Here is a 25283-nt window from a genome sequence, read left to right as displayed (position 1 = left end):
CGCAATAAATGCAAGTCTATTTTATTGAATACTTAAGCATTCTTCAAATACATCTGCAGATTGGAATAATTTGACGTTTTTTAACCCGTTTTATGGTGATTAATTTCCTGGGTAAGACAATTTGCCGCCTAGGCTGTGTAAGCTATATCATTTTTGTATTTTTTTCCGTGCAAAGATAAAAAAGAGCACGCATAGTCTAATGTTGAACGGGAAACCTACTAATACTAACTAATTTGAATGGAGGAATTTCTATGATTCCACAAAAATATATATATGGATAAAGCAAAATATGTTATTTACATTTTTTTAGTTATCGTCATATTACTTTCAGTCCCAAGAATCCTTTCTAATGTACTGACAGCTGGCTCCCCAAGGATAGACACTGAGAGCTCAATCCCAACTTTCTCAGATGACACGGAGAATGATCTTTATAAAAAGATAGTTGCTTACCGCGACCAAAACATTATTGAACCGATTGATGCAAAAATCGACAGAGTATGGAAAGCAATACCAGGGTACAATGGCTTGGAAGTAGATGTTGAAAACAGTTATAAAAACATGAAACTCGATGAAGAAATTGATAAAAGTAAAATTGTTTACAGAGAAACATCGCCAAAAATCCACTTGAACGATTTAGATCCATCTCCAATTTACAGAGGAAACCCCGAAAAGCCGATGGTAGCTTTGTTAATCAATGTCGCGTGGGGCAATGAGTACATTCCCGGTATTCTTAAAACTCTAAAAACCTCCAAAGTAAAAGCAACATTCTTTTTTGACGGAAGTTGGGTAAAGAATAACCCCGATCTTGCTGTAATGATCAATCTCGAAGGTCATGAAATTGGAAACCATGCTTATAGTCATCCTGACCTAAAACAACGTTCCAGAGCTGATACATTGGATGAATTAAAAAAAACAAACGATATCATTGAGGAGACCTTGGGTATAAAACCAATTTGGTTTGCACCACCGAGTGGAAGTTTCAATCAAGAAACGATTTTAGTTGCCAGTGAGCTGGAAATGAAAACCATTTTATGGACGATTGATACAGTCGACTGGAAAAAGCCAGAAACCTCTGAAATGGTTAATCGCATTGTATCGGGCGTAGCGAATGGTTCCATGGTATTAATGCACCCCACAAAACCTGTTTTTGAAGGCCTTGAAACCATGATAAACGAGATCAAGGAAAAAGGATATCAACTAAGTACGGTAAGTGATTTAATGAGCGAAAAACGTATTGCTCAATAAATTCCATCAAAAAATAAGAAAGATACATTTCAATGCTTTTCACATTACAGTGATTTCCAATGAATAATAAACTCATTTGAACACATGATATGTGCATGGAGGTGATAATCTTGCCGAATAATAATAACAACAATAACAACAACAATGACAGAAACCAGAACCGAAATACGAATCAAAACCGCAACAATAACCAAAATCCAAACGACATGCGTGAAGAGTTTGGAGCTGCATTTGATGTGGATAAGCTGAGAGATCAAAACAACAACAACAACAACAACAACCAAAATGAGAAACGTACAAATCGTAACGACAGAAATAATAAATAAATTATAAAGAACTGGCACATGAATTTACTCATGTGCCAGTTCTTTATTTTTCTCGTCTATTTTTCCCTTGGAGCCGTACCGGGCTACTAATCATTCGAATCCTTTCCATGATCCGAGCCGCTTTGACTGCTTCTTTTTCTCCGCGCTGTGTATACGTCAGGTGATCTTCAAGTTCAGCGTAATTAAAATTGGAAGTGAAAAAAGTGGGCAACTTTTCTGCCATTCTGAATTGGAGAATTGTTCCTAATACTTCATCACGTGTCCATGCTGACATCGTTTCCGCACCAATATCATCAAGCATTAGCACTTGTGCACCTTTCACAAAATCAATTTTTTCATTAAGTGTGTGATCTTGAATTGATTGCTTCATTTCTCTCAGAAATTCCGGAACGTAAACAGCAACTGTCCGTATTCTACGATTCGCCAATTCATTGGCCAATGCTCCAAGCACGAACGATTTCCCAATTCCAAACGGGCCATAGATGTACAAACCGCGTTCAGGTAATTTTCCAGTTTCATCGAAAACATTCAAAAAGTCTTTCGCAGCACGTACTGCCTTTACTCTACTGTCATCAAAAAACATATCAATATTTTGTAATTTTGCTTCCATAACGTCTTTAGGCATATACATGCTATCAATCATCTTTGTAATATTACGCTGATTGTCATCCATTAACTTGTTGGGGCATTTCATATATTCTACGTCAATCAGCTCGCGGGAGAGTAATAATTTGGGTTCGAAGCCTTTCATGATATTGACACATCCCTCAAGATCGGGACACTTTCCGCAACTGTGGGAAGCGGTGGCATATTCGTATAACTTGCCTAAGCTCCGCTCAACAACTTCGCCATTAACTTCAGTGGAATGATCCGTTAAAAATTGTTGTACCCCTGGACTCTCCATCACTTCTTTTCGCAATTCATCATACCTTGCAGCAAATGCCGGTGATTTCACAACCCGTTTCAGCGTATCGCCAATATGTTCCATTTCAGTTCACCATCCCGTCCCCTGTTACGCCTAATTCCTTAAGTAATTTACGACGTTCTTCATCAATAGCTGAAGAAGACTTAACAGGTACATCTGTTTTTGTTTTCTCTTCATCTTTTTTATAAAACCATTCCGGTACTTTTTCTTCACGTACAGATTTTCGTCTTGGCCCTGATTTCTGTCCTGTATTCTGACCTTCATTTTTCCACTTCACATACTGATCATGCTCACTCCGTGAAATTTCCATTGCGGTTTTCACAGTTTCCACCTTTTTGCTCATCCAATGGGAAGCTATCCGCTCAGCATAACTGGTCGTTATTTTCCCATCATTACGGTAAAGTACGTATTGCAAGAGGACATTGACGACACCAACGGACAATCCATGAGTATTGATTAGTTTTTCGGCAAGCTTCACATCTACCGATACCGGCTCTTTTCCTATAAAATCACGCAGCATCTCAATTGGTGCCGTATTTTCAAGATAATGTACCAATTCTTCTTCTTGCGACAATACTCCTGTTTCAGGCTTAGGCGGTTCTTTCGCATACACTTTATGCAAGACTGGTGCTTCTTTTGAAACGTTCATTTTATAAAATTCAGCAGCTGATTTACGTAATCTGTCCTCTGGCAACATAAGATCTTCATCAAGTGCCATCATAATAACTTTTTGCATATCTAATGGCGTCAGCGAATAAAGGAATGCGAGTTTTGCAATTGATTCCTTTGAAACAGAAGATAATGAAGCTTTAGGGACCATTTGTTCAGATAACCCCGAACGAAGCAGGTCGAAATCAAAGTCGGAATGCAAGAATGGAACACCTTCCGATTCATTCCGCCCGATAAACTGCTGGTCCTCGCCCATATCCAAGCTATGACCCTGTTGTACGGGTGTATACACATCCAAAAATGTACGTGAAACATCTTCAAATCCGAATTCATTAACACTTTCTATCGCAAAACGACTACGTAGATTTCGGTATGCCTGTTCCCCAATTTTGCTAAACAAGAATGTCGACAATAATGGATCTAGAAAAAAAGCTTTGGCATCCAGTGGAGGAAGCAATTCGTAAACAAATAATCTTGCATCCCCATCTTTCTTCTTGTACGTACGCAGCAAACCAATTGCTTCAAGAGAAATCCTTGCCTCGAAAACAGGTCCTAGCGGCATCGTCAAAATGTTCATTAGATGGTAATGATTATATTCACGATCATCCTCCCGCTCCGCATCCGCCCACAATGTCATAAACAGACTCATTGCTCCAGGACCAATCAGTGGCTGATAAAATAAGGTGAGGAGTTGGCGATCATAATCCGAAAATGGCTGCGTTAACCGAATCTTGTATGCATCAACTGGTTGTAGCTCTTTATAAAGTGGTGCCATTGCAACTCTACTTCCTATCTAAATGGGATACGTTATTTTTTAGTTCGCTTTTGTAAGTTTTGCAATTCTTCTATGAAAACCGTGATGTCTTTATATTGGCGATAGACCGAAGCAAATCTGACATATGCGACTTCATCAACTTCAGAAAGTCGTTCCATAACCATTTCTCCTACATCATCGGAATTAATCTCTACGACACCTGCACTTCTCAATTCTTTTTCAATCGAAGTAACAATGTTTTTCAAGTCTTCAAGTTGGACAGGACGTTTTTCACAAGCACGGATTAGTCCTCTGAGTACTTTTTCTCCACTAAATTCTTCACGTGACTCATCCTTTTTCACGACAATCAGTGGTGTTTCCTCAACTTTTTCAAATGTCGTGAATCGGAACGCGCATTGTTCACATTCCCTGCGACGTCGGATAGATTTATTCTCCTCGGCAGGTCTGGAATCGACGACCCGGGTGCCATTGTATTGGCAAGCTGGACATTTCATAAGTTGGTTCCTCCGATTTTTCTTAGATAATAACTTAATTATAACAGAACATGTCCCAAAAAATCAGAATGGAGGGGAAATATCATTGGACAAACCAAAAAAGCGTCCCCCTAATCATATTATATTGATTAGGAGGACGCTTGCTATTTATGATTAAACCAGCGCTTCTTTTTTTAATGCAGCAGCTACTTTTTTCGTTAAATCAACAACACGAGCAGAGTAACCCCACTCATTATCATACCAGGCAAGCACTTTCACTTTACGATTAGCCATAACCATTGTCGAGAGGCCGTCAATGATAGCTGAGTCCGTTGTTGTATTGAAATCGATGGATACAAGTGGCTCTGTCGTAAGACGAAGGATACCTGCCATAGCCCCAGTTGACGCCTTTATAAACGCGTCATTAACCATTTCTACTGTAACATCTTGCTTTAAATCCACAACTAGGTCAACTAGTGAAACATTAGGCGTCGGTATCCGTAGAGACATCCCGTGAATTTTCCCTTCCAATTCAGGAAGTACAAGCGCTAATGCTTTTGCAGCCCCAGTTGACGTAGGAATGATAGATTGCCCACACGCACGTGCGCGACGAAGATCCTTGTGCGGATTATCCAAGTTTTTTTGATCGTTCGTGTATGCGTGTACAGTCGTCATTAACCCATTTTCGATGCCGAATGTTTCGTTGAGTACTTTAGCTACAGGAGCTAAACAGTTTGTCGTGCAGCTAGCATTTGAAATGATATCATGTTTTTTAATATCGAATTTATCTTCGTTGACTCCCATTACAATTGTCACATCTTCATTTTTACCCGGAGCAGAGATAATGACTTTTTTTGCTCCAGCTTCAAGGTGAAGTGCAGCTTTGTCTCGGGAATTGAATTTACCAGTCGCTTCAATGACAATATCAATACCGAGTTCCTTCCAAGGCAAGTTAAGCGGATCGCGGTCAGAAACGATTTTCACCCGTTTTCCATTGACGACAATTGCATTTTCTTCTGCAATCACTTCACCATCAAATGTACCATGATTCGTATCATATTTTATAAGATGAGCAAGTGTTTCTGATGGATACGTTGCATTTATCGCAACAATTTTCACATCTTCTTCTCTAATCATTTGACGGAAAACCATCCGTCCAATTCTTCCGAACCCGTTAATCGCAATAGAAGTAGTCATATATAGATCCTCCAATATGTATGTTATACAATACGTGTTTATTCGCTCATTAGTATAACACATATTAATTCAGAAAAAAGCATATTAACTATTTATTACGTTTTTCATCTATTCAGATAATGGTTATGGTTGCGCATTCCAATCCAATAGTATCGCATCAAGCTGTCGCCCCGTGTGCTCTACTGTCTCATTATTGTGTAATACCGCATCTGCACCCAGTTCCTTTTCTTCCATTGAAAGCTGAGATTTGATTCGTGCATCCGCTTCTTCTTCCGATAACACATTACGCGCAATAAGCCTTTGTTTCTGGATTTCTGGAGTTACGGACACGACTATGATTCTATCCACTAAGGATTGTAGTTTACTTTCAAACAAAAGCGGAATATCCATTATGACTGTATTTGAGCCTGCTAAGACCCAGTGTTCTTTTTGTCTTAGCATCTCTTTTCTAATAGCAGGGTGCATGATTCCATTTAATAATCTGCGCTCTTCTTCATGTCCAAAAATACGCGCACCCAGTTTTTCTCGATTTAGAGATCCATCCTCATGTACTATATCTTGTCCGAATACGCGGACAATCTCCATAAGGACCGGACTCCCCGGCCCCACTACCAGTCGTGCTATTTCATCCGCATCTACTATAGGGTAACCTTTTTTCTTCAGCATAGCGGAAACAGTGCTCTTTCCACTTGCAATACTGCCAGTTAATCCGATAATCATAGCTTAGATGGCCTCCTATCAATCATTTCTGGCATTTTGGACAATAAACGGATGTCCTGCTAGCAATTTTCATACTCTTCGTAGCTGTGCCACAAACAGGGCAAACTTTCCTACCATACATTTTAAGTCGATCCTGCATTGTTCCTGCTTCACCATTAATATTACGGTAATCTGAAATGGAACTCCCGCCTGCATCGATACTTTCCTGTAAAATGGCTACGATTTCATCAAATAATTCGTTTTTCCGTCTTAAGCTTATCCGTTCCGCTGTTCTACCAGGATGAATGTGCATCTTAAACAGCGCTTCTGTTGCATAAATATTTCCACATCCTGATAACACTTGACCATCCATGATGACTTCTTTAATTGGTTTACAAGCATATTTCGGAGTTGAAGCCCACTCAAGAAAGTGAAGGCGCGCTTCGGAAGCGAAAGGCTCAGGCGCCATTTTCAATAGAGGCGGATGATCCGCTTCACATCCGAGAAGCCGTAATTCTCCAAAACGACGAATGTCTGAGTAGACAAGCAATCCTCCATCTTCCAGTTTGAAGATAACGTGCACATGTTTGCGGAATTTCGCTTCCGTTATCTCTTCTACCGTGTTGACAGTGAACCAGGCTCCTGTCATACCCAGATGACTGACCAGGAGACAAGTGTTACTGTTTTTCGTTAAATGAAAATATATATATTTACTTCGACGCGTAACATCTAAAATGGTCATTCCAGCCATTTCTAAAATGAAATCTTCAGTTGTAATTCCCTTTATCACAGCTTCTTTACCTAGTTGTTTGGATTTAATGACCGTCTCTGAAACAATCACTTCTTGGATTGTCCTTCCTCTCGCAATAGGTGCAAGTGCCCGGACGACCCCTTCTACTTCTGGCAGTTCAGGCATTTTCTTACCTCACTTCGTTTCGTACCAGGATAATCCAAACGCCCAGTCCACTTTTAATGGTACGTCAAGTGCAATTGCGGATTCCATCACTTCAGGTACGATTTCTTTTAATTTTTCAATTTCATTTTCCGGTGCTTCAAAGATAAGTTCATCGTGCACTTGCAGGAGCATACGTGTCTTCATGCCTTCCACTTCAAGGCGTTTAGCCATTTCAATCATAGCTTTCTTAATGATATCTGCCGCACTTCCTTGAATCGGTGTATTCATGGCTGTTCGTTCTGCAAAACTTCTTAAATTGAAATTCGAACTTGTGATTTCCGGTAAATAACGCCTGCGGTTCATGAGCGTCGTCACATAGCCTTTTCTTTTCGCTTCTGCAACGATATCATTCATATACTGTTTGACACCTGGAAAACTACTGAGATAGGTGTCAATAAATTTTGCAGCATCTTTTCTCGTAATGTCGAGGTTTTGTGAAAGTCCGTAATCACTAATACCATATACAATCCCAAAGTTGACGGCTTTGGCTGCCCGACGCATATCTGAGGTCACGAGGTCTTTTTCAACGCCGAATACATCCATTGCTGTTTTTGTATGAATATCTGCACCTTCGTGAAAAGCTTCAATCATTTTTTCATCCTGCGACATATGTGCGAGTACACGAAGTTCAATTTGGGAATAGTCGGCAGCAAATAAGTACCAGCCCGGTTCAGATGGAACGAACGCGGCACGTATTTTCCTTCCTTCCTCAAGTCGTACAGGAATGTTTTGCAAATTGGGATTGATGGAACTTAGACGTCCTGTTGTTGTGAGTGCTTGTTGGAATCGGGTATGAATTTTTCCGTCTTCATGAATCTCTTTCAATAACCCTTCAATATACGTTGAATTCAATTTACCAAGTTGACGGTAATTTAAAATATGGCTGATTATCTCATGTTCACTTTCGAGTTTCTCGAGCACGTCAGCTGCTGTTGAATAGCCAGTCTTCGTCTTTTTAATCGGTGTAAGCCCAATTTTTTCGAAGAGAATGACGCCTAGCTGTTTAGGTGAATTAATATTAAATTTCTCTCCTGCAATTTCATAAATATTTGTTTCAAGTGTAGCAAGTTTCGCCGATAACTCAGTTCCTATAGTTAGAAGTGTCTTCCTGTCGACCATAACGCCTGTAGTTTCCATTTTTCCTAGAATGGCTGCAAGCGGCAGTTCAAGTTCATGGTAAAGATCATATTGGTTGTTTTCTTTTAATTTTTCTTCAATCTCTGCATGCAGTTTCCAAATCGCTTGTGCTTTTCTCCCAGCATGATCAGCAATCACTTCTGTTGCAGGAACCGCTTTCTTAGCACCCTTTCCATAAATCACATCATCCTGTTCGACTTCTGTATAACCGAATTCACGGGTAACAGAGGCCACGTCAGTGTAATTTGTTGAAGGGTTGACGATGTATGTGGCAAGTAATAGATCGAACTGGAAACCTTCTGCATCCAAACCAAGACCCGCGAGTGAGGCGAATGCCGCTTTGGAATCAGATGTGTATTTTAACTTGTCCGTCTTTTGTAGCCACTGCTTGAACGCTTCACTGTTCTTTGCAACTTCAACTGGCACGAATAGAATGTTTTTTTCATCTGCCAAACTTATGCCTAGAATCTGCGCAGTCAGATAATTGTCGTCCATCATTTCGACATGGATTGCCATCTCATTTGACAAATCTTTTTCGAACAGCTCGGAAACGATTGTAACCTCAATAGCTTTTTTCGGCTCCTCTGCCGCTTGTGGTATGATTTTATCGAGGAGCGTTTTGAATTTCAATTCGCTGTAAATACTTATTACTTCTTCCATATCAGGGCCGTCATATGCAAGATCATTTATTGAGACTGTAATGGGAGCATTGACTTCGATTGTCGCGAGGTCTTTACTCATAAATGCCTGCTCTTGATTTTCAGTTAAATTCTGATTCAGTTTTTTCGCAGTAATATTACCCAGTGATTTGTATACATTTTCGATGGAGCCATATTCAATCAATAATTTAAGCGCTGTTTTTTCGCCAACTCCCGGAACACCGGGAATGTTATCTGATGCATCGCCCATTAGTCCTTTCATGTCGATAATCTGATGTGGCTCAATCCCATACTTCTCCATAACGTGATCAGGCGTATATTTTTCAATATCCGTCATCCCTTTTCGGGTAATGAACACCGTTGTACGGTTGCTTGCTAGTTGCGTTAAATCCTTATCCCCCGAAATGACTACAATTTCAGACCCATCCGCATCGCCTTTTTTACTTAGTGTTCCGATAATATCATCTGCTTCATACTGATCAAGTTCGTACTGTGGAATTTTGTACGCATCAAGAAGCTTGCGCAAATAGGGAAATTGCTCGGACAACTCGGGTGGTGTTTTTTGTCGTCCGCCTTTATATTCTCCGAATGTTTTATGCCTGAACGTTGTTTTTCCAGCATCCCATGCAACTAATATATGCGTAGGTTTTTCTTCCTCTAAGATATTTTGTAACATCATTGTAAAACCATATACCGCGTTCGTATGGATTCCGTTATCATTTGTCAATAAAGGCAATGCAAAAAATGCCCGGTATGCAAGACTGTTTCCGTCAAGTAATACAATTTTCTTATTCGTCACGTATGCTCCACTCCTATTCAAAACACGTCATCTTCATTCATCTTACACGAGGGCAAGAAGAATTGAAAATGACGTGTTTTTTAGTAAACCTCGGCTCTCTCTCCATATGACAAGTCATATGGAGCTTGTTGCAGGTTATTCATTCTTACTTAATCTAGATAGCCTGTCAATACTTTGGCATATGGAGAATCAACAGGGATGATGATCATTGTGTCCTCACCAATTGTTTTCGTATACGATTGAAGTGTGCGATACAAATTATAAAACTCTGGGTCTTTTGAAAATGCATTATTATAAATTTTTGCCGCTTCGGATTCCCCTTCCGCATGGATGATTGCAGCTTCCTTTTTCGCAGTTGCCAACATTTCCTGAACTTCACGGTCTGTCTCCGCTTCAATCCGGCGTTTATCTGCATCCCCTTGTGATAAATAGGATTGTGCAGTCGACTGACGTTCGGAAATCATCCGTGTATAAATCGACTGTTCATTTTCTTCAGGTAAGTCGATACGCTTCATACGGACATCCACAACTTCGATACCGTAGTTCCCTTCAGCCAAAAACTCATTTACCCGCTTCGTCACACGATCATTCATACTACCTCGGGAAGAGTTTTCATCATTTACGACATCTACATAGTTCAACTGACCAAGTTCAGTCCGAACAACAGAGTAAATGAATTCCCCCAACCGCGATTCAGCATTTACAATATTCCTCGCGTTTGAAATCATTTTTCCAGGATCTGTGATTCTCCAAACTGAATAGTTGTCAATGATAATACGTTTCTTATCCTTTGTATTGATTTCCTCTTCGGATACGCTATAACTCATCAAACTCTTAGGAAGAGTTGTGACACTTTGTATGAACGGTATTTTCATGTTCATCCCCGGTTCATGAACAATGCGCTTAATTTCCCCAAATTGGCGAACGACTCGGTATTCATCTTCTTTAACGACGAATATATTGGCGATTACTATGACCATTAATGCAAATAGTGCAGTGAGGATAAGCGTCAGTTTCGCATATTTTTTTATTTCAAGCGGTGCTTTAGGTGTAACAGGTGTACCTGTTGCTTTAGGTGCTTTAGGCGCTTTCTGTTTTGCACGCTGTCTTTCCAGGAATTTTTCCTCGATGGATTTAAATGGATTATCGTCATTCGCCATCAGTTTCCATCCCCTTCCGTTTTCGGTTCAGCTGGTGGAGGTGTTGTATTTTCCAGTTGCTGTAATGGAAGATATTTCACCGTTTCGCCAGAATCGTTCATAATATAGATTTTTGCTTTCGGCAATACTTGTTCGAGTGTTTCAATGACAAGTCGCTGCCGCGTGATTGCTTTATTCTTCGAGTATTCTACGAGTAAATCATTGAAGAGAGCGACATCACCAAGGGCTAGCTCGGTACGCGCCTTCTTTTGCCCGATTGCATTCGACTTGATGGCATCGACTTCCCCGATTGCTTCATTTTTCTTTTGGTTTTCATATTTTTCAGCTTCGTTCGTCTTCGTATTTTTCGTTTCGCGAGCATCCGTCACTGCTGTGAAGGCGGCACGGACTTCTGCATTCGGAAGTTCTACATCTTGCAGCTTGACGCCTTGTATGGCAATGCCGATATCATACTTATCGATGAGTGTCGCAAGCAGCTCACGTGTCTGTGCTTCAATTTCCGCTTTCCCATCCGTCAATGCGGCATCTATCGTCGAATTACCTATGATGGAACGGATAGATGCTGAAGTTGCGTCATGGAGAATTGCCTTCGGATCTTGCGCATTGAATAAATACTTCTGCGGTTCAGTGATTTTCCATTGAACAACCAGATCGGTAAGCACAATGTATTCATCCCCCGTGATCATCTTGGTTTCTTTATCGAACGAAACAAGCTCCCCCCCGGCATCTTGCTTATATCCGAATTGCAGACTAAATGTCTCTTTCGATAGTATTTCAACCCTTTGAATTGGCCATGGTAATTTGAAATGAAGTCCCGAATCTGTTACTGTTGTATCCGCTTTACCAAATGTGATAACGACAGCCTGTTCAGATTCGTCGACAGTATACCATGTTGTGAAAGCAACGATTAGCAGTAGTAGTCCAGCGAAAACCATTCCGACTGTCATTAAAATACGTCGTGTACTCATTTGTAAGGCCCCCTTCTCTTATGTATAACCTGTTATACGTTCTATATAGTTGAAAGTTTCATATTTTCCCCAATTTGTTCTTAACAAAAGTTGCCTCAATAAATATAAAAAAACGATCCAAAGTAAATGGATCGTTCACTCTTCCTGGCGCAAAGGCATTTGAATACGAATTAACGTACCCACGTTAATTGTGCTTTCCACTTCAACTGTTCCTCCATGTGCTTCCACGAGATGTTTGACGATAGCTAATCCAAGTCCTGTGCCCCCGGATTCTCGGCTTCTAGCTCGGTCAACACGGTAGAAACGTTCAAACAGCCTAACAAGTTCTGTTTGTTTAATGCCGATTCCTTCATCTTGTACTTCTATGATTGCATTTCCTGATACTTGTTTAATGGAAATAATAATTTTCTTTTGTTCTTTGGAGTAGTTAATTGCGTTCGATAGTAGATTAACCATGACTTGTATTAATCGACCTGCATCTCCATCAATGACAATCTGTTCTGTTATGTCTAGGTCAATATCCATCTTTTTGCGCTCCAAACTTAATGAAACAATTGTCAAGGCATCATTGATAACGTCATTCAGACTGACACGGGCAAACTGAAGAGTGAAGTTTTCCCGTTCCATGGCTGACAATTCAAGCAGGTCATCAATCAATAGATGTAATCTATCACTTTCTTTCTGAATGATTTCAAGAAACTCTTTCATAATTACAGGTTCATTCATTGCGCCATCCAATAACGTTTCCGTAAATCCTTTTATGGATGTAATCGGTGTACGGAGTTCATGGGAGACATTTGCAACAAAATCTTTTCGAACCTCTTCAAGTTTTACAAGTTTCGTAATATCATGCATGACAACGACAATACCTAACCAATTCCCGTGACGCCCGATTACCGGTGCACCATAAACGCTCATGTGGGAGAAGTCTCCGTTTCCCTCAAGCCTGACCTGTTTTTCACGAACTTGTTCAGTCATAAAGACATCTTCAATCAGACTTTCAATATCCACTGGCAATCCAATTGTTTTTAATGTCTTTCCGATCAGTTCCTCCTTCGAAAAACCAAAGGCCTTCTCAAAGACACCATTTACAAGATTGACTGAACCTTCACGACCAAACATTAGAAGTCCACTGCCCATACTCTCTATAAGTGTTTTTAAACGCTCTTTTTCCATCATTCGTAATGTCGATATTTCCTGCATATTACTTGCTATTTTGTTAATGGCAATTGCGAGTTCATTGGCATATTCGGATTCGTCCGTCTGTGTTCTCGCGAGATGATCTCCCTTAGCAATTTGAATTGCTACTCTTGTTACATCATCTACTGGACGAGCATATTGCAACATCATTCGCTTTGCGATTAAAAGAGATATTATAAATGCAATGAGTAAAGTCAATAATAGAAAACCCCAGTATTTCTGCTGTACTTCGTCAGCAATGTCATTCGCGAATAAAGGGAAAAACTGACCGAGAACAATTCCGAGGCCAGTTAGTAGTACTGATAGAAGGACTGCACAAGCAATGACTAAGCGGGAATACAAACCTTTCATCAAAGTTTAGGCTCCTCAAATTTATAGCCAATTCCTCTTACCGTCTTGATGAAGAGAGGTTTCTTTGTATTTTCTTCGATTTTTTCCCGTAAATGACTTACATGAACGTCAACGATTCGGGTATCACCGGCAAAGTCATAATTCCATACCGCGCTTAAAAGCTGATCTCTAGAAAGGACTCTATTTTTATTCTGCATAAAGTGAACAAGTAGTTCAAATTCCTTCGGGGTAAACTCCAACTCTACTTTATCTAGAAAAGCTTCATATTGCTCAGCATGAACAATTAACTTTCCTGAGCTCAATGTGCCATTTTCATCGTTACGGTCTGACCTCTCACCGGTACGTCTCAGTACGGCTTTTACGCGCGCAACAACTTCCCTGGGACTGAATGGTTTTGTCATATAATCATCGGCACCCATTTCAAGACCAAGCACTTTGTCGAACTCGTCTCCTTTTGCCGTTAGCATAATTATTGGAATATCGAGTCCCTTCTGCCTTAAAATTTTACAGACATCTATTCCATCCATTTTCGGAAGCATTAAGTCTAGCAATATTAAATCAGGCTTTTCTGTTTCTGATTTCAGTATAGCTTCTTCTCCATCCACTGCGGTGATTATTTCATATTGCGCTAGCTTCAAATTATACTCTAGAAGCGTCCGAATCGGCTGTTCGTCATCAACAATCAATATTTTCTTTCCACTTGAACTCATCTTCCATCAATCTCCCGTCAAAAGTTTTCCATCGCTTGCGATGTTAGACGCTCTTCCACTTTCGGCGGAATAACTGTCACTGTCCCTGAAATAACAAGTTCTTCCTCTTCATCATGTGCTTCGATTGAAATTTCTATCGCATTCATTTCTCTATCAACATGAATGACTTCTAGTAAGATGTTAATTATTGAATAGTGATAGACCGCTTTTGGAAATGATAACTGTTGTTGAACAATATGTGAACCCGGTCCTGGCAAATACTTTGAGACGGCAGATGTAACAATTCCTGTTAGCATAATAGTCGGTACAATAGGCTTTTCATAGGCTGTCTGCGAAGCGTAATCATGTTGAATATATAGTGGGTTACTATCGTTTGTTAACCCTAGATAAAGTAATAAATCTTTATCCTCGATTTTCTCGGTTAACTTCAACTTTTCACCGACAGTAATCTCTTCGATTTTTCTTCCGAGACGCCTTTTCTTCCCTAATATCAACTTATATCCCCCTCAATATGTAATACTGTAAGTTTACCAATAATCAGAAAAAAAATCGAGTAGCATAGGCTACTCGATTGACTAATTAGAATATTACACAAGAACTTTCATAACTGCTTTAACCGATTCAGCAGAATTTGACAATGCCTCTTTTTCAGCTTCAGTCAAATCAAGCTCAATAATCTTCTCAATACCGCCAGCACCGAGTACTGTCGGAACGCCGATGTAAATTCCATCCAGACCATATTCGCCTACTAAGTATGCAATCGAAGGAAGTACACGTTTCTGATCTTTCAGGATTGCTTCAGCCATTTCAACGAGTGATGCCGCAGGAGCGTAGTAAGCTGAACCATTACCTAGTAGGTTTACGATTTCAGCTCCGCCCTTACGTGTACGGTCTACAATTACTTCTAGTCGTTCAGCCGAAATCAACGTTTCGAGTGGAATACCACCCGCGTATGAGTAACGGATAAGCGGAACCATGTCGTCGCCGTGTCCACCAAGTACGAATCCGGTTACGTCTTTAACAGACAAGTTCAATTCTTGTGCTACAAACGTCCGGAAGCGCGCAGTGTCAAGGACTCCTGATTGCCCGATAACACGTTCTTTCGGTAATCCTGATTCTTTATATACTGTGTATGTCATTGCATCTACCGGGTTAGTTAATACGATAATTGTTGTATCTGGAGAATGTTTTACTATTTCAGCAGTAACGATTTTCATGACTTTTTGATTCGTCTGAACAAGATCATCACGACTCATACCGGGCTTGCGCGCAATACCAGCTGTGATTATGACAATGTCAGAGTCTTTTGTATCCGTGTAATCTGAAGTTCCTATAATATTCGCATCAAAACCTTGTACAGGTCCAGCTTCCATCATATCAAGCGCTTTCCCTTTTGTTGGGTTTTCCATTTGCGGAATATCTACGATAACTACATCACAAAGCTCTTTTTGAGCCAGAAGAAATGCTGTCGTTGCGCCTGTGAAACCAGAACCGATAACCGAGACTTTTTTACGTTTCATTGTCATGAGTTGCCTCTCCTTTTAATCGTTTATAAGAGGGGACAGACCCCTCTTATAAACGATTTAAATTTTCAACGAACAGAAAGTTGGGCTCTTCCATCGCTAATAGATTTATTATTTAAGGTTTTTGATCAATTCATCTGCGAATTCAGATGTTTTAACTTCTGTAGCACCGTCCATAAGACGAGCAAAGTCATAAGTTACAACTTTAGAAACAATTGTTTCTTCAATTGAAGCAGTGATCATAGCTGCCGCTTCATTCCATCCAAGGTGCTCAAGCATCAAGACGCCTGAAAGTAGAAGTGAAGAAGGGTTAACTTTATCAAGTCCTGCATATTTCGGTGCAGTACCATGAGTTGCTTCAAAAATTGCATGACCTGAAATGTAGTTAATGTTTGCTCCAGGTGCGATTCCGATTCCGCCTACTTGTGCAGCAAGAGCATCAGAAATATAGTCGCCATTCAAGTTCATTGTCGCTACAACATCAAACTCTTTTGGACGTGTCAAGATTTGTTGCAAGAAGATATCAGCAATTGCATCTTTAACGATGATTTTGCCTGCTGCTTCAGCTTCAGCTTGTGCTTTGTTTGCAGCATCAGTTCCATCAGCATCTTTGATTGCATCATATTGGTTCCATGTGAAGACTTTATCGCCGAACTCTTGTTCAGCAACTTCATAGCCCCAGTTTTTGAATGCGCCTTCTGTAAACTTCATGATATTTCCTTTATGGACAAGCGTCAATGACTTGCGGCCTTCTTTAATAATATAAGTAAGAGCAGCACGTACTAGACGTTTTGTACCTTCTTCAGAAATAGGTTTAATACCGATTCCAGAAGTTTCTGGGAAGCGGATATTTTTAACTCCCATTTCGTTTTGTAGGAATTCGATTACTTTTTTCGCTTCAGGTGTACCTTCTTTGTATTCAATACCTGCATAGATATCTTCCGTGTTTTCGCGGAAAATAACCATATCGCAATCTTCAGGACGTTTAACAGGTGAAGGAACACCTTCAAAGTAACGTACTGGACGTAGGCAAGTGTAAAGATCCAATTCTTGGCGAAGTGCAACGTTCAATGAACGGAAACCGCCGCCGATTGGTGTAGTAAGTGGACCTTTAATAGCAATTAAATACTCATCAATTGTATCAAGTGTTGCTTGTGGTAGCCATTCGCCAGTTTCATTGAATGCTTTCTCCCCAGCAAGAACTTCTTTCCAGATAAGTTTTTTCTTGCCACCGTAAGCTTTATCGACAGCTGACTCTAGAACACGTGATGCTGCATGCCAAATATCCGGACCAGTACCGTCACCGATTATAAATGGAATTGTTGCGTGATCAGGTACATTTAAAACACCGTCTGTTACTGTAATTTTTCCACCGTTAGTCATAATTAATTTCCTCCCAATTTCAAATCAGAGGGCTGGCTATTGTAAATTCCGCCCCTAGTTTTTTTATTTATAGTGCTTATCGTTCTTTAATCGGTACGTATTTCTGCAAGCCCGGTCCTGTGTAATCAGCACGAGGGCGAATCAGTCTATTGTTCGCATATTGTTCACGAATATGTGCAATCCATCCTGAAATACGGGACACTGCAAAAATCGGCGTAAATAGATCGTGATCTATTTCCAGCGAATGGTAGACAGACGCAGAATAGAAATCGACGTTTGGCGGTAAGTTCTTTTCGCCTGTAACGATTTCTTCTATTTTACTGGACATATTGTAGTACTTTTCTTCTCCGCGAAGTTCAGTCAAACGTTTAGACATTTCACGAAGGTGTTTTGCACGCGGATCACCTTTACGATAAACACGATGTCCGAAGCCCATGATTTTTTCTTTGTTATCCAGTTTTTCTCTGATATAAGATTCAACTTTGTCTTCTGAACCAATCTCCATCAGCATTTTCATTACTTGCTCGTTTGCACCGCCGTGAAGCGGTCCTTTGAGTGCACCGATAGCAGCCGTAACACCTGAATAAATATCAGAAAGTGTCGCAACACATACGCGTGCAGTGAATGTCGATGCATTTAGCTCATGGTCCGCATGAAGTACTAGAGCTTTGTCGAATGCTTCAATCGCAATTTCAGCAGGCATTTCACCAGTCAACATGTATAGGAAGTTTTCTGCATAGCCCAATTCTTCCTTCGGAGCAACCGGCTCAAGACCTTTGCGAATACGAGAAAATGTAGTAACGATTGTCGCTATTTTTGCTTGTAGCTTAATTGCTTTTTCGTAATTAGCCTCTTCAGACATATCTTCCGCTTTGTCATCGTATAATCCTAAAAGGGATACTGCAGTGCGCAGTGCCGCCATCGGGTGTACTTCCCCGATTGGATACATTTTAAAATGATTAAGTACTTCCTGAGGAAGAGACATGTTAGCCGCAAGTTGTTTTTTCAGCTCTGCAAGCTCGTCCTCTTTTGGCAAACGCTGATGCCATAGAAGATGAATTACTTCTTCAAAGCTGGCGTTGTCTGCAAGATCGTCAATATCATAGCCGACGTATGTAAGTGTGTCATCAATAATTGAACTAATTGCTGACTGTGTCGCTACGACTCCTTCCAACCCTTTGGTTGATGTCATATAAAACGCTCCTTCTTTCAGTTCATTCGTCCACTCCGCAAAAAAAAGCAGAATGCCAACTGAATCTGCTAATAATTATAATTAATCTACCTAAAAACGCTTACAACAACTATTATAATCAATTTTGTCATCTTTGTGAATGGATACGCTTGCTTTTGTTTTTTTAACTTGTAATGAAGGAGTTGTAGAATGGCCGACAATCGCAGCAAACAACAAGCTTTTCGCTTAATCCTAATAAAGTGGTTGCCTGTTATTTTGACGGGAATTATTCTATTTACAGTCCCTCCAGCAGCAATCGCTGTCATTTTCGCTTATTTTACAGCACCTACTTTGCACGCCATCCGCACAATTACAAAGTTACCTCTTACGATTGCAACCCTTTTTGTAATGACACTTATGCTTTTTTTAATAAGTGCTTTTACTTACATTGCACTTCATGGTCTTATTGATACGGTGCCCGCTGTCGAAAAGCATATCGCACCTTTTACACAGAATACGGATCTTGCCAGTAAATTATTATCATTCCTTGAAGATAAAGTTGTGGAGTATGGACATGCATTATTGGAATACACGGTAACAATTATTACCACTGTATTTCAACGACTTTTTAGTCTGTTCATTTTCCTAGTTGCATATTTTTTCGCTTTGCGGGAATCCGGAAAAAATCGTTACTGGTTTTTAGTCTATTTCCCTAACCAAATCCGTAAGCCTGCAAAAAGAATATTTACGGAGTCCGGTAAATTAATCGGGACTTTCGTATCAGTGGAAGCCCGATTATTTTTCCTTACCTTCTTAATCTTAACAATAGGATTCATATTTCTTCGATTCGAGTCACCAATTGGTAATGCTTTTCTAATCTCCCTTGCAGATAGCCTGCCGTTTATCGGAATTGGTCTTTTTCTCTTACCAATGGCCGCTTTCTTCATATATACGAATAACCTATTCATTGGAATTTCGCTCATATTACTCTATTTATTCGCAATGACGACACGACAAATGGCTGAATCGTATATGTGGGCATCTACTTTCCATTTGAAGCCTATCCATGCTTTTTTCATAACGGCGACTTCCTTTTATCTATTCGGGTTACCCGGTATGTTATTGACCCCATTTCTTCTATTTGCAGCACTCAGAGTTAGACGGCACCCCTTGTTTAGCGGATGACGATTTGTCCATTTTTCATCTTATTATAAATCCACTTTTGGATAAATGGTCTGATTATATTCCTTGGTCCCTTAAATAGTAATAATAATCCTGTTAGATCCGTTAAAAACCCAGGCATGATTAACAAGATTCCTCCAAAAAGAATACAGACTGCATCAATCATTGCATCGCCAGGAGTCTCCATAACTGTCATACGTGCCCTAAGCTCAGTCCAAGCTTTCATCCCTTGGCGTTTGGCGAGGTAGGCTCCACCTATTGCTGTTATTAAAATAATTGAAATTGTTGGTAACAGACCAAGTGTTTTCCCCGAATAGATTAACAACGCGAGTTCAGCTGTCGGGACAGCAATGAAAAGGAGTACTAGCCATTTCACAATTGATTTCATCTCCTAAAAAGGCTGCTCACCGATTATTTCGGAAGCAGCCTCCATTTATTTAGAGTACGCTGGCGCGTCCATTATAGATAACACCTGATTCAGCATCCATTGTAACCTCATTGCCATGGCGAATCAGTTTTGTAGCATCTTTGACTCCGACAATTACAGGAATACCAAGACTAAGACCCACAATAGCACCATGGCTAGTTAGCCCGCCTTCTTCTGTTATTAGCCCTGCGCATTTTTCAATTGCAGGCATCATATCGCGATCGGAACCGTTCGTAACAAGAATCGCTCCTGTTGTATCATATGTCAGCGCTTCATCAGCATTTTTAGCAACTATGGTACGGCCGAAAGCGACATCTTTCCCGATTCCTTGTCCACGCGCAAGTAAATCACCGATGACATGGATTTTCATCAAATTCGTAGTGCCAGCCTTTCCGACTGGAACTCCAGCAGTAATGATTACTACGTCACCATGTCCAACATACTGATGTTTAACACTTTCTTCTACAGATTCCTGGAGGATTTCATCAATTGAACTCACTTTTTTACCAACAATTGGATAGACTCCCCAAACAAGTGACAGCTTTCTCGAACAAGCTTCTGATGATGTAACCGCGATAACAGGACAACCCGGTCGGTATTTGGCTATCATTTTAGCCGTATGTCCGCTCTCTGTCGGTGCAAGAACGGCCTTTACTTTCAAGTTAATGGCTGTGTATGCAGCCGCTTGTCCAATGGCTTCTGTCATATTACCATGTTTTTCACGTCTTCTTGTTGAAACAACTGAACGGTAATCGATAGCCTCTTCTGTGGCACATGCAATTCGATCCATTGTACGTACAGATTCAACTGGATAAATTCCAGCAGCCGTTTCTCCCGAGAGCATGATTGCATCAGAACCGTCAAAAATCGCGTTTGCGACATCACTTGCTTCTGCGCGGGTTGGACGGGGATTTCTTTGCATCGAATCAAGCATTTGCGTTGCAGTGATTACCGGTTTTCCAGCCTGATTACATTTTTCAATCAAATTCTTCTGAACGAGCGGAACTGCTTCAGGAGGAATTTCAACACCTAGATCTCCACGGGCAACCATTAGGCCATCCGAGACAGCCAAAATTTCATCGATGTTGTCGACGCCTTCCTGATTCTCGATTTTAGGGATAATCTGTAAGTTAGAGCCGCCATTTTTCTCAAGAAGTGACCGTATTTCCATCACGTCCGAAGCACGTCTAACGAACGATGCCGCTATGAAGTCAACGCCCTCTTTAATGCCGAACAAGATATCCTCCGCGTCTTTCTCTGTCATTCCTGGAAGCTGGACCGAAACACCAGGTACGTTAACACCTTTGTTATTACTCAATGAACCTGAATTAACGACCAATGTATGAATTAATCCCTGACTTTCATCTGTGCCTGTAACTTCTAACTGAATTAGTCCATCGTCTAATAATATGATAGATCCTTCACTTACATCTTCAATCAATTTTTCGTAACTGACTGAAAATACATCATTATTTCCTACAACTTGTGTCATGGAAATATCTATTCTTTCAGCTGCTACGAGTTCCACTTTTCCATTCTCCATCGAATGTGTCCGAATTTCAGGACCTTTCGTATCAAGCAAGATTCCTACAACTTTCCCTTTTTCACGTGCAACTTTTTTGATAGTGTCAATACGTGCTTTATGCTCTTGATGATTACCATGGGAAAAATTCAACCTGGCTACGTTCATGCCCGCATCTATAAGTTGTTCCAATAATTCTGGGGACTCACTTGCGGGACCAATTGTACATACTATTTTCGTTTTTCTCATCAACTATCGCCTCTTTTAAGTTTTTTGAACAACCAATTATATGGACAATTCCTGGGACATCTTGTACATTTTCTTATCAAAACCAGCTGATTGTTCGAAAACGTCCGTTAAGTCATAGTCTACCACCACATGATTTTGCATGCCAATAGCAATGCCTCCGCGACCCTCTATTAAAACTTCAACTGCTTTTGCTCCATACTGACTCGCAATAACACGATCTCTTGCAGAAGGGGATCCACCACGCTGGACATGACCCAGAACAGAAATCCGTGTTTCAATACCCGCTTCCCGCTTCAATATTTCAGCGAGTTCTGCTGCAGACATCACACCTTCTGCAACAATGATAATACTGTGCTTCTTACCGCGACCTGTACCACTTTTTAGTCGTTCGATAATATCAGGCACTTCGTACTTCTCTTCGGGGATAAGTATCGTTTCCGCTCCACCCGCTAGTCCAGCCCATAAAGCAAGATCACCGGCATCTCTCCCCATCACTTCGACGATGAATGTCCGCTCGTGAGACGTTGCAGTATCACGTATCTTATCAATTGCATCAATGACTGTATTCAATGCTGTATCGAAACCTATTGTTAATTCTGTTCCGTTTATATCATTGTCGATTGTGGCCGGAACACAAACACATGGCAATCCAAGAGCCGTTAATTCAAATGCGCCTTTGAATGAACCGTCTCCACCTATTACAACAAGTCCATCGATATTGTGTTTCTTCAATTGTTGAAGTGCCTTTTCTCGCCCTTCAAGAGTTCGAAATTCAGCGCTTCGGGCAGAACGCAACATCGTGCCTCCTCGCTGAATAATATCTCCTACGGAACCAAGTTGCAGAAGTTCAATTTTCCCTTCAATCAATCCTTGATATCCATTAAAAACACCAGCCACTTCAAGACCTTCATAAATCGCTTTCCGAACAACAGCACGAACTGCAGCATTCATGCCTGGTGCGTCTCCGCCACTTGTCAAAACAGCTATCTTTTTCGTAGAAATCACTCCAATCCAGGATTAAATATTATTTTCTAAACACGAATAGATGCGGTTACCCGCATCCTATATTTATTCAGTAAATACACCAATCTGACGAAACTTATCATATCGATGATTAACGAGTTCATGACCATTCAATGTGTTTAGTTTTTCTAATGATAAACGGATTGCATCTCCTAAATGAATAGCTTGCGCTTCTAGGTCACGATGTGCACCACCGCGCACTTCCGGAATAATTTCCTCGATAATTCCCATTTCTTTTAAATGTGGAGCAGTGATTTTCATTGCCTCCGCCGCTTGTTTGGCTAGACTAGAGTCTTTCCAAAGTATAGTCGCTGCCCCTTCGGGCGAAATGACAGAGTATGTAGAGTTTTCAAGCATGTGGATATGGTTTGCAACGCCAAGTGCTAGTGCACCCCCGCTTCCGCCTTCACCGATAACTATGGAGATGACCGGAACAGTCAAGCCAGCCATTTCAACAAGATTACGGGCAATTGCCTCACTTTGCCCCCGCTCTTCAGCCGCCTTACCAGGGAAAGCTCCCTTTGTATCGATGAAACACACAATTGGTCTTCCGAATTTCTCCGCCTGTTTCATTAGGCGCAGAGCTTTTCGGTACCCTTCAGGATGTGGCATTCCAAAATTTCGCTTGACGTTCTCTTTTGTATCTTTTCCGCGTTGATGGCCAATTACTGTAATTGGTCTCGATTCGAATGAAGCAATTCCACCTACAATAGCGGCATCGTCACCGTAAGCTCTATCACCGTGCAATTGCATGAAATCTTTAAAGAGCATATTTATATAATCCATTGTTGTCGGACGTTCGGGATGTCTTGCCACTTGAACCCGATCCCAAGGTTCCATATTTTCATAAATTTCTCTTTCCAACTTTTTCAATCGCATTTTTAACGTCTCGATTTCATCAGAAAGATCAACTGAGTTGGTCGTTGTATACTCTTCAAGCTCGATGATTTTTTCACGTAGCTTGACGATTGGTTCTTCAAATTTCAACGTTTTACCCATTTCAGTTCATCCCCCTTACATGAAGTCGCAAAATTTTAGATAGTGTTTCTTTCATTTCAGCGCGGTGTACGACAGCATCCAATTGGCCATGATCCAGCAAAAATTCTGCAGTCTGAAAATCCTCCGGTAATTTTTCTCTGACAGTTTGTTCAATGACACGTCTACCCGCGAATCCGATTAGTGCTTTTGGTTCTGCTATATTAATATCACCTACCGAGGCAAAACTTGCCGACACACCACCCGTCGTTGGGTATGTCATCACAGATACATAAAGTAATCCTTCGCTCGCATGCCGATTAAGCGCGACACTCGTTTTAGCCATTTGCATGAGTGATAACACTCCTTCTTGCATGCGTGCACCACCACTAGCTGAAAATATGATTACCGGTATGCCAAGTGCTGTTGCTTTTTCAATTGCCCGAGTAATCTTTTCCCCGACAACTGATCCCATTGAGCCCATTCGGAAATGGGAATCCATTATTGCAACAGCTACTTCTAGTCCATCAATCTTTCCTGTTCCAGTGAGTACGGCTTCGTTTAACCCTGTTTTCTTAGAATCCGACTCAACTTTTTCAGTATAAGCGGGGAAACTAAGGGGGTTTTCCGTTTTTAAGTGATTATCAATCGATTCAAACGTCTCGTCATCGAAAAGACAAGCAACTCGTTCAGTTGCAGTCATTTTAAAGTGATGATCGCATTTTGGACAGACTTTCAATGTCTTAATTAAATCTTTTGTTAAAACAATATGTTTACATTCCGGACATTTAGTCATTATTCCTTCAGGAACGTCGTTTTTAGCGTCGACGGAAGGAATTGTAGTTGTATTTTTATGTTTATTTCTATTCTTACTAAAAAGATCTCGAATCATTACCGGCTTTCCCCTCTTTCACTTTCAACTAATTCAATCCATTCCGAATAAGCTTCCAGTGTTATAGTAGTATTTCCTTCACACAAATTGTGAAGCATTTTTTTTATAATATCGTTTTCAGTCGTTTCGGTCATGCTCTCGAATGGTACTTTGCTGTATTGTTTTAGTAGAAACCAAATTTTCAAAGATAATCTGTTACCGGTTGCGACAATCATCTCCCGGATAAGATCTTCCCGTAAGATTTCCCCGTCTTTATCAACTTTCTTCAATAAACTACCCCATACTGGCAAAATCCTTAACGTAGCATCATTACACACAGCCATAACCGCTGCTTTTTCATGGATTCTTCTTGTTTCCTGAACATCATTCACTGAGTCTGTCTGTTGCATGACGAATGCAGCAAGAACCTCAACGAGCTTATGCTTTTTGTAATCCACAAGAAAGGTCCCTTCACCGCGCCTGGTTTCAATAATCCCTAGTAGCTCTAGACTTCGCAGCGCTTCACGAATCGTAGACCTGCCCGCTTGCAAGCGCTCCGCAAGCTCACGTTCTGAGGGCAGTTTCCCACCTGTTTCAATACCTTCTTCTCGAATTATCGATTTAAGTTCTTCTACAATATCAAGAAACATTTTTGAAGTCGGTTTTGTATTTTGCATTCACGGACCCCTTCGAAAATATACATGATGAA

General features: G+C 40.6%; 24 protein-coding genes. 3 read left to right on the top strand and 21 right to left on the bottom strand.

Going from position 1 to position 25283, the window contains the following annotated elements:
• The first annotated feature begins 273 nt into the window (after nucleotides 1-273).
• Together AC25Y5_RS01665 and AC25Y5_RS01660 are read left to right on the top strand one after the other, a co-directional pair.
• A complete protein-coding gene (locus AC25Y5_RS01665; protein ID WP_488138795.1) occupies nucleotides 274-1245 on the top strand; it encodes a polysaccharide deacetylase family protein in 972 nt (323 codons plus the stop codon).
• A gap of 110 nt (nucleotides 1246-1355) precedes the next feature.
• Nucleotides 1356-1571 (top strand): histidinol-phosphatase, encoded by a 216-nt coding sequence (locus AC25Y5_RS01660; RefSeq protein WP_488138794.1) that lies wholly within the window; start codon nucleotides 1356-1358, stop codon nucleotides 1569-1571.
• Between the two features lie 43 nt (nucleotides 1572-1614).
• Here the strand turns inward: AC25Y5_RS01660 and dnaI are convergent, their stop codons facing one another.
• The 15 genes from dnaI to citZ form a co-directional block, all read right to left on the bottom strand.
• Entirely contained in the window at nucleotides 1615-2559 is a 945-nt protein-coding gene (dnaI, locus tag AC25Y5_RS01655; protein ID WP_488138793.1) for a primosomal protein DnaI, read from the bottom strand.
• A 1-nt stretch (nucleotide 2560) separates the two neighbouring features.
• Complete coding sequence (locus tag AC25Y5_RS01650) at nucleotides 2561-3940, bottom strand: replication initiation and membrane attachment family protein (RefSeq protein WP_488138792.1); 1380 nt, start codon at nucleotides 3938-3940, stop codon at nucleotides 2561-2563.
• 32 nt (nucleotides 3941-3972) lie between these two features.
• A complete protein-coding gene (gene nrdR, locus AC25Y5_RS01645; protein ID WP_482099759.1) occupies nucleotides 3973-4434 on the bottom strand; it encodes a transcriptional regulator NrdR in 462 nt (153 codons plus the stop codon).
• 153 nt (nucleotides 4435-4587) lie between these two features.
• Nucleotides 4588-5610: a glyceraldehyde-3-phosphate dehydrogenase gene (locus AC25Y5_RS01640; RefSeq protein WP_488138791.1), complete on the bottom strand. Its 1023-nt coding sequence runs from the start codon at nucleotides 5608-5610 to the stop codon at nucleotides 4588-4590.
• Between the two features lie 123 nt (nucleotides 5611-5733).
• Nucleotides 5734-6330 (bottom strand): dephospho-CoA kinase, encoded by a 597-nt coding sequence (gene coaE / locus AC25Y5_RS01635; protein WP_488138790.1) that lies wholly within the window; start codon nucleotides 6328-6330, stop codon nucleotides 5734-5736.
• A gap of 22 nt (nucleotides 6331-6352) precedes the next feature.
• A complete protein-coding gene (mutM, locus tag AC25Y5_RS01630) occupies nucleotides 6353-7225 on the bottom strand; it encodes a bifunctional DNA-formamidopyrimidine glycosylase/DNA-(apurinic or apyrimidinic site) lyase (RefSeq protein ID WP_488138789.1) in 873 nt (290 codons plus the stop codon).
• 9 nt (nucleotides 7226-7234) lie between these two features.
• Nucleotides 7235-9859 carry a DNA polymerase I gene (gene polA, locus AC25Y5_RS01625; protein WP_488138788.1) on the bottom strand — a complete coding sequence of 875 codons (2625 nt, stop codon included), beginning with the start codon at nucleotides 9857-9859 and terminating at the stop codon, nucleotides 7235-7237.
• Between the two features lie 149 nt (nucleotides 9860-10008).
• Nucleotides 10009-11019 (bottom strand): protease modulator HflC, encoded by a 1011-nt coding sequence (hflC, locus tag AC25Y5_RS01620; protein ID WP_488138787.1) that lies wholly within the window; start codon nucleotides 11017-11019, stop codon nucleotides 10009-10011.
• Nucleotides 11019-11987: an FtsH protease activity modulator HflK gene (hflK, locus tag AC25Y5_RS01615; RefSeq protein WP_488138786.1), complete on the bottom strand. Its 969-nt coding sequence runs from the start codon at nucleotides 11985-11987 to the stop codon at nucleotides 11019-11021. The genes hflC and hflK overlap by 1 nt, the downstream gene beginning before the upstream one ends.
• Nucleotides 11988-12122: 135 nt before the next feature.
• Nucleotides 12123-13538 carry a two-component system histidine kinase PnpS gene (pnpS, locus tag AC25Y5_RS01610; RefSeq protein WP_488138917.1) on the bottom strand — a complete coding sequence of 472 codons (1416 nt, stop codon included), beginning with the start codon at nucleotides 13536-13538 and terminating at the stop codon, nucleotides 12123-12125.
• Complete coding sequence (locus AC25Y5_RS01605; RefSeq protein WP_488138785.1) at nucleotides 13538-14248, bottom strand: response regulator transcription factor; 711 nt, start codon at nucleotides 14246-14248, stop codon at nucleotides 13538-13540. Before AC25Y5_RS01605 ends, pnpS begins: the two co-directional genes overlap by 1 nt.
• 17 nt (nucleotides 14249-14265) lie before the next feature.
• Nucleotides 14266-14742 carry a MaoC/PaaZ C-terminal domain-containing protein gene (locus AC25Y5_RS01600; RefSeq protein ID WP_488138784.1) on the bottom strand — a complete coding sequence of 159 codons (477 nt, stop codon included), beginning with the start codon at nucleotides 14740-14742 and terminating at the stop codon, nucleotides 14266-14268.
• Nucleotides 14743-14835: 93 nt separating this feature from the next.
• Nucleotides 14836-15774, bottom strand: coding sequence for a malate dehydrogenase (mdh, locus tag AC25Y5_RS01595; RefSeq protein WP_488138783.1), 939 nt, complete (start codon nucleotides 15772-15774; stop codon nucleotides 14836-14838).
• 108 nt (nucleotides 15775-15882) lie between these two features.
• Entirely contained in the window at nucleotides 15883-17154 is a 1272-nt protein-coding gene (gene icd, locus AC25Y5_RS01590; protein WP_482105018.1) for an NADP-dependent isocitrate dehydrogenase, read from the bottom strand.
• 76 nt (nucleotides 17155-17230) lie between these two features.
• Complete coding sequence (gene citZ / locus AC25Y5_RS01585) at nucleotides 17231-18346, bottom strand: citrate synthase (RefSeq protein ID WP_488138782.1); 1116 nt, start codon at nucleotides 18344-18346, stop codon at nucleotides 17231-17233.
• 189 nt (nucleotides 18347-18535) lie between these two features.
• Between citZ and AC25Y5_RS01580 the strand changes: the two genes are divergently transcribed.
• On the top strand, nucleotides 18536-19510 hold the full coding sequence (locus AC25Y5_RS01580; protein WP_488138781.1) for an AI-2E family transporter: 975 nt from the start codon (nucleotides 18536-18538) through the stop codon (nucleotides 19508-19510).
• Here AC25Y5_RS01580 and AC25Y5_RS01575 read toward each other — a convergent pair.
• From AC25Y5_RS01575 to AC25Y5_RS01550, 6 genes are all read right to left on the bottom strand, one after another.
• Complete coding sequence (locus tag AC25Y5_RS01575) at nucleotides 19500-19883, bottom strand: FxsA family protein (RefSeq protein ID WP_488138780.1); 384 nt, start codon at nucleotides 19881-19883, stop codon at nucleotides 19500-19502. The genes AC25Y5_RS01580 and AC25Y5_RS01575 overlap by 11 nt on opposite strands.
• Nucleotides 19884-19944: 61 nt before the next feature.
• Complete coding sequence (gene pyk, locus AC25Y5_RS01570; RefSeq protein ID WP_488138779.1) at nucleotides 19945-21705, bottom strand: pyruvate kinase; 1761 nt, start codon at nucleotides 21703-21705, stop codon at nucleotides 19945-19947.
• Nucleotides 21706-21741: 36 nt separating this feature from the next.
• On the bottom strand, nucleotides 21742-22707 hold the full coding sequence (gene pfkA / locus AC25Y5_RS01565) for a 6-phosphofructokinase (protein ID WP_488138916.1): 966 nt from the start codon (nucleotides 22705-22707) through the stop codon (nucleotides 21742-21744).
• Nucleotides 22708-22773: 66 nt separating this feature from the next.
• A complete protein-coding gene (accA, locus tag AC25Y5_RS01560; protein WP_488138778.1) occupies nucleotides 22774-23727 on the bottom strand; it encodes an acetyl-CoA carboxylase carboxyl transferase subunit alpha in 954 nt (317 codons plus the stop codon).
• A gap of 1 nt (nucleotide 23728) precedes the next feature.
• A complete protein-coding gene (accD, locus tag AC25Y5_RS01555) occupies nucleotides 23729-24595 on the bottom strand; it encodes an acetyl-CoA carboxylase, carboxyltransferase subunit beta (protein ID WP_482099775.1) in 867 nt (288 codons plus the stop codon).
• Entirely contained in the window at nucleotides 24595-25251 is a 657-nt protein-coding gene (locus AC25Y5_RS01550; protein ID WP_488138777.1) for a FadR/GntR family transcriptional regulator, read from the bottom strand. Before AC25Y5_RS01550 ends, accD begins: the two co-directional genes overlap by 1 nt.
• Between the last annotated feature and the right edge of the window lie 32 nt (nucleotides 25252-25283).

The sequence above is a fragment of the Sporosarcina sp. Y1011 genome (genome assembly GCF_057669885.1).
This window is presented reverse-complemented; position numbering and strand designations above follow the sequence as displayed.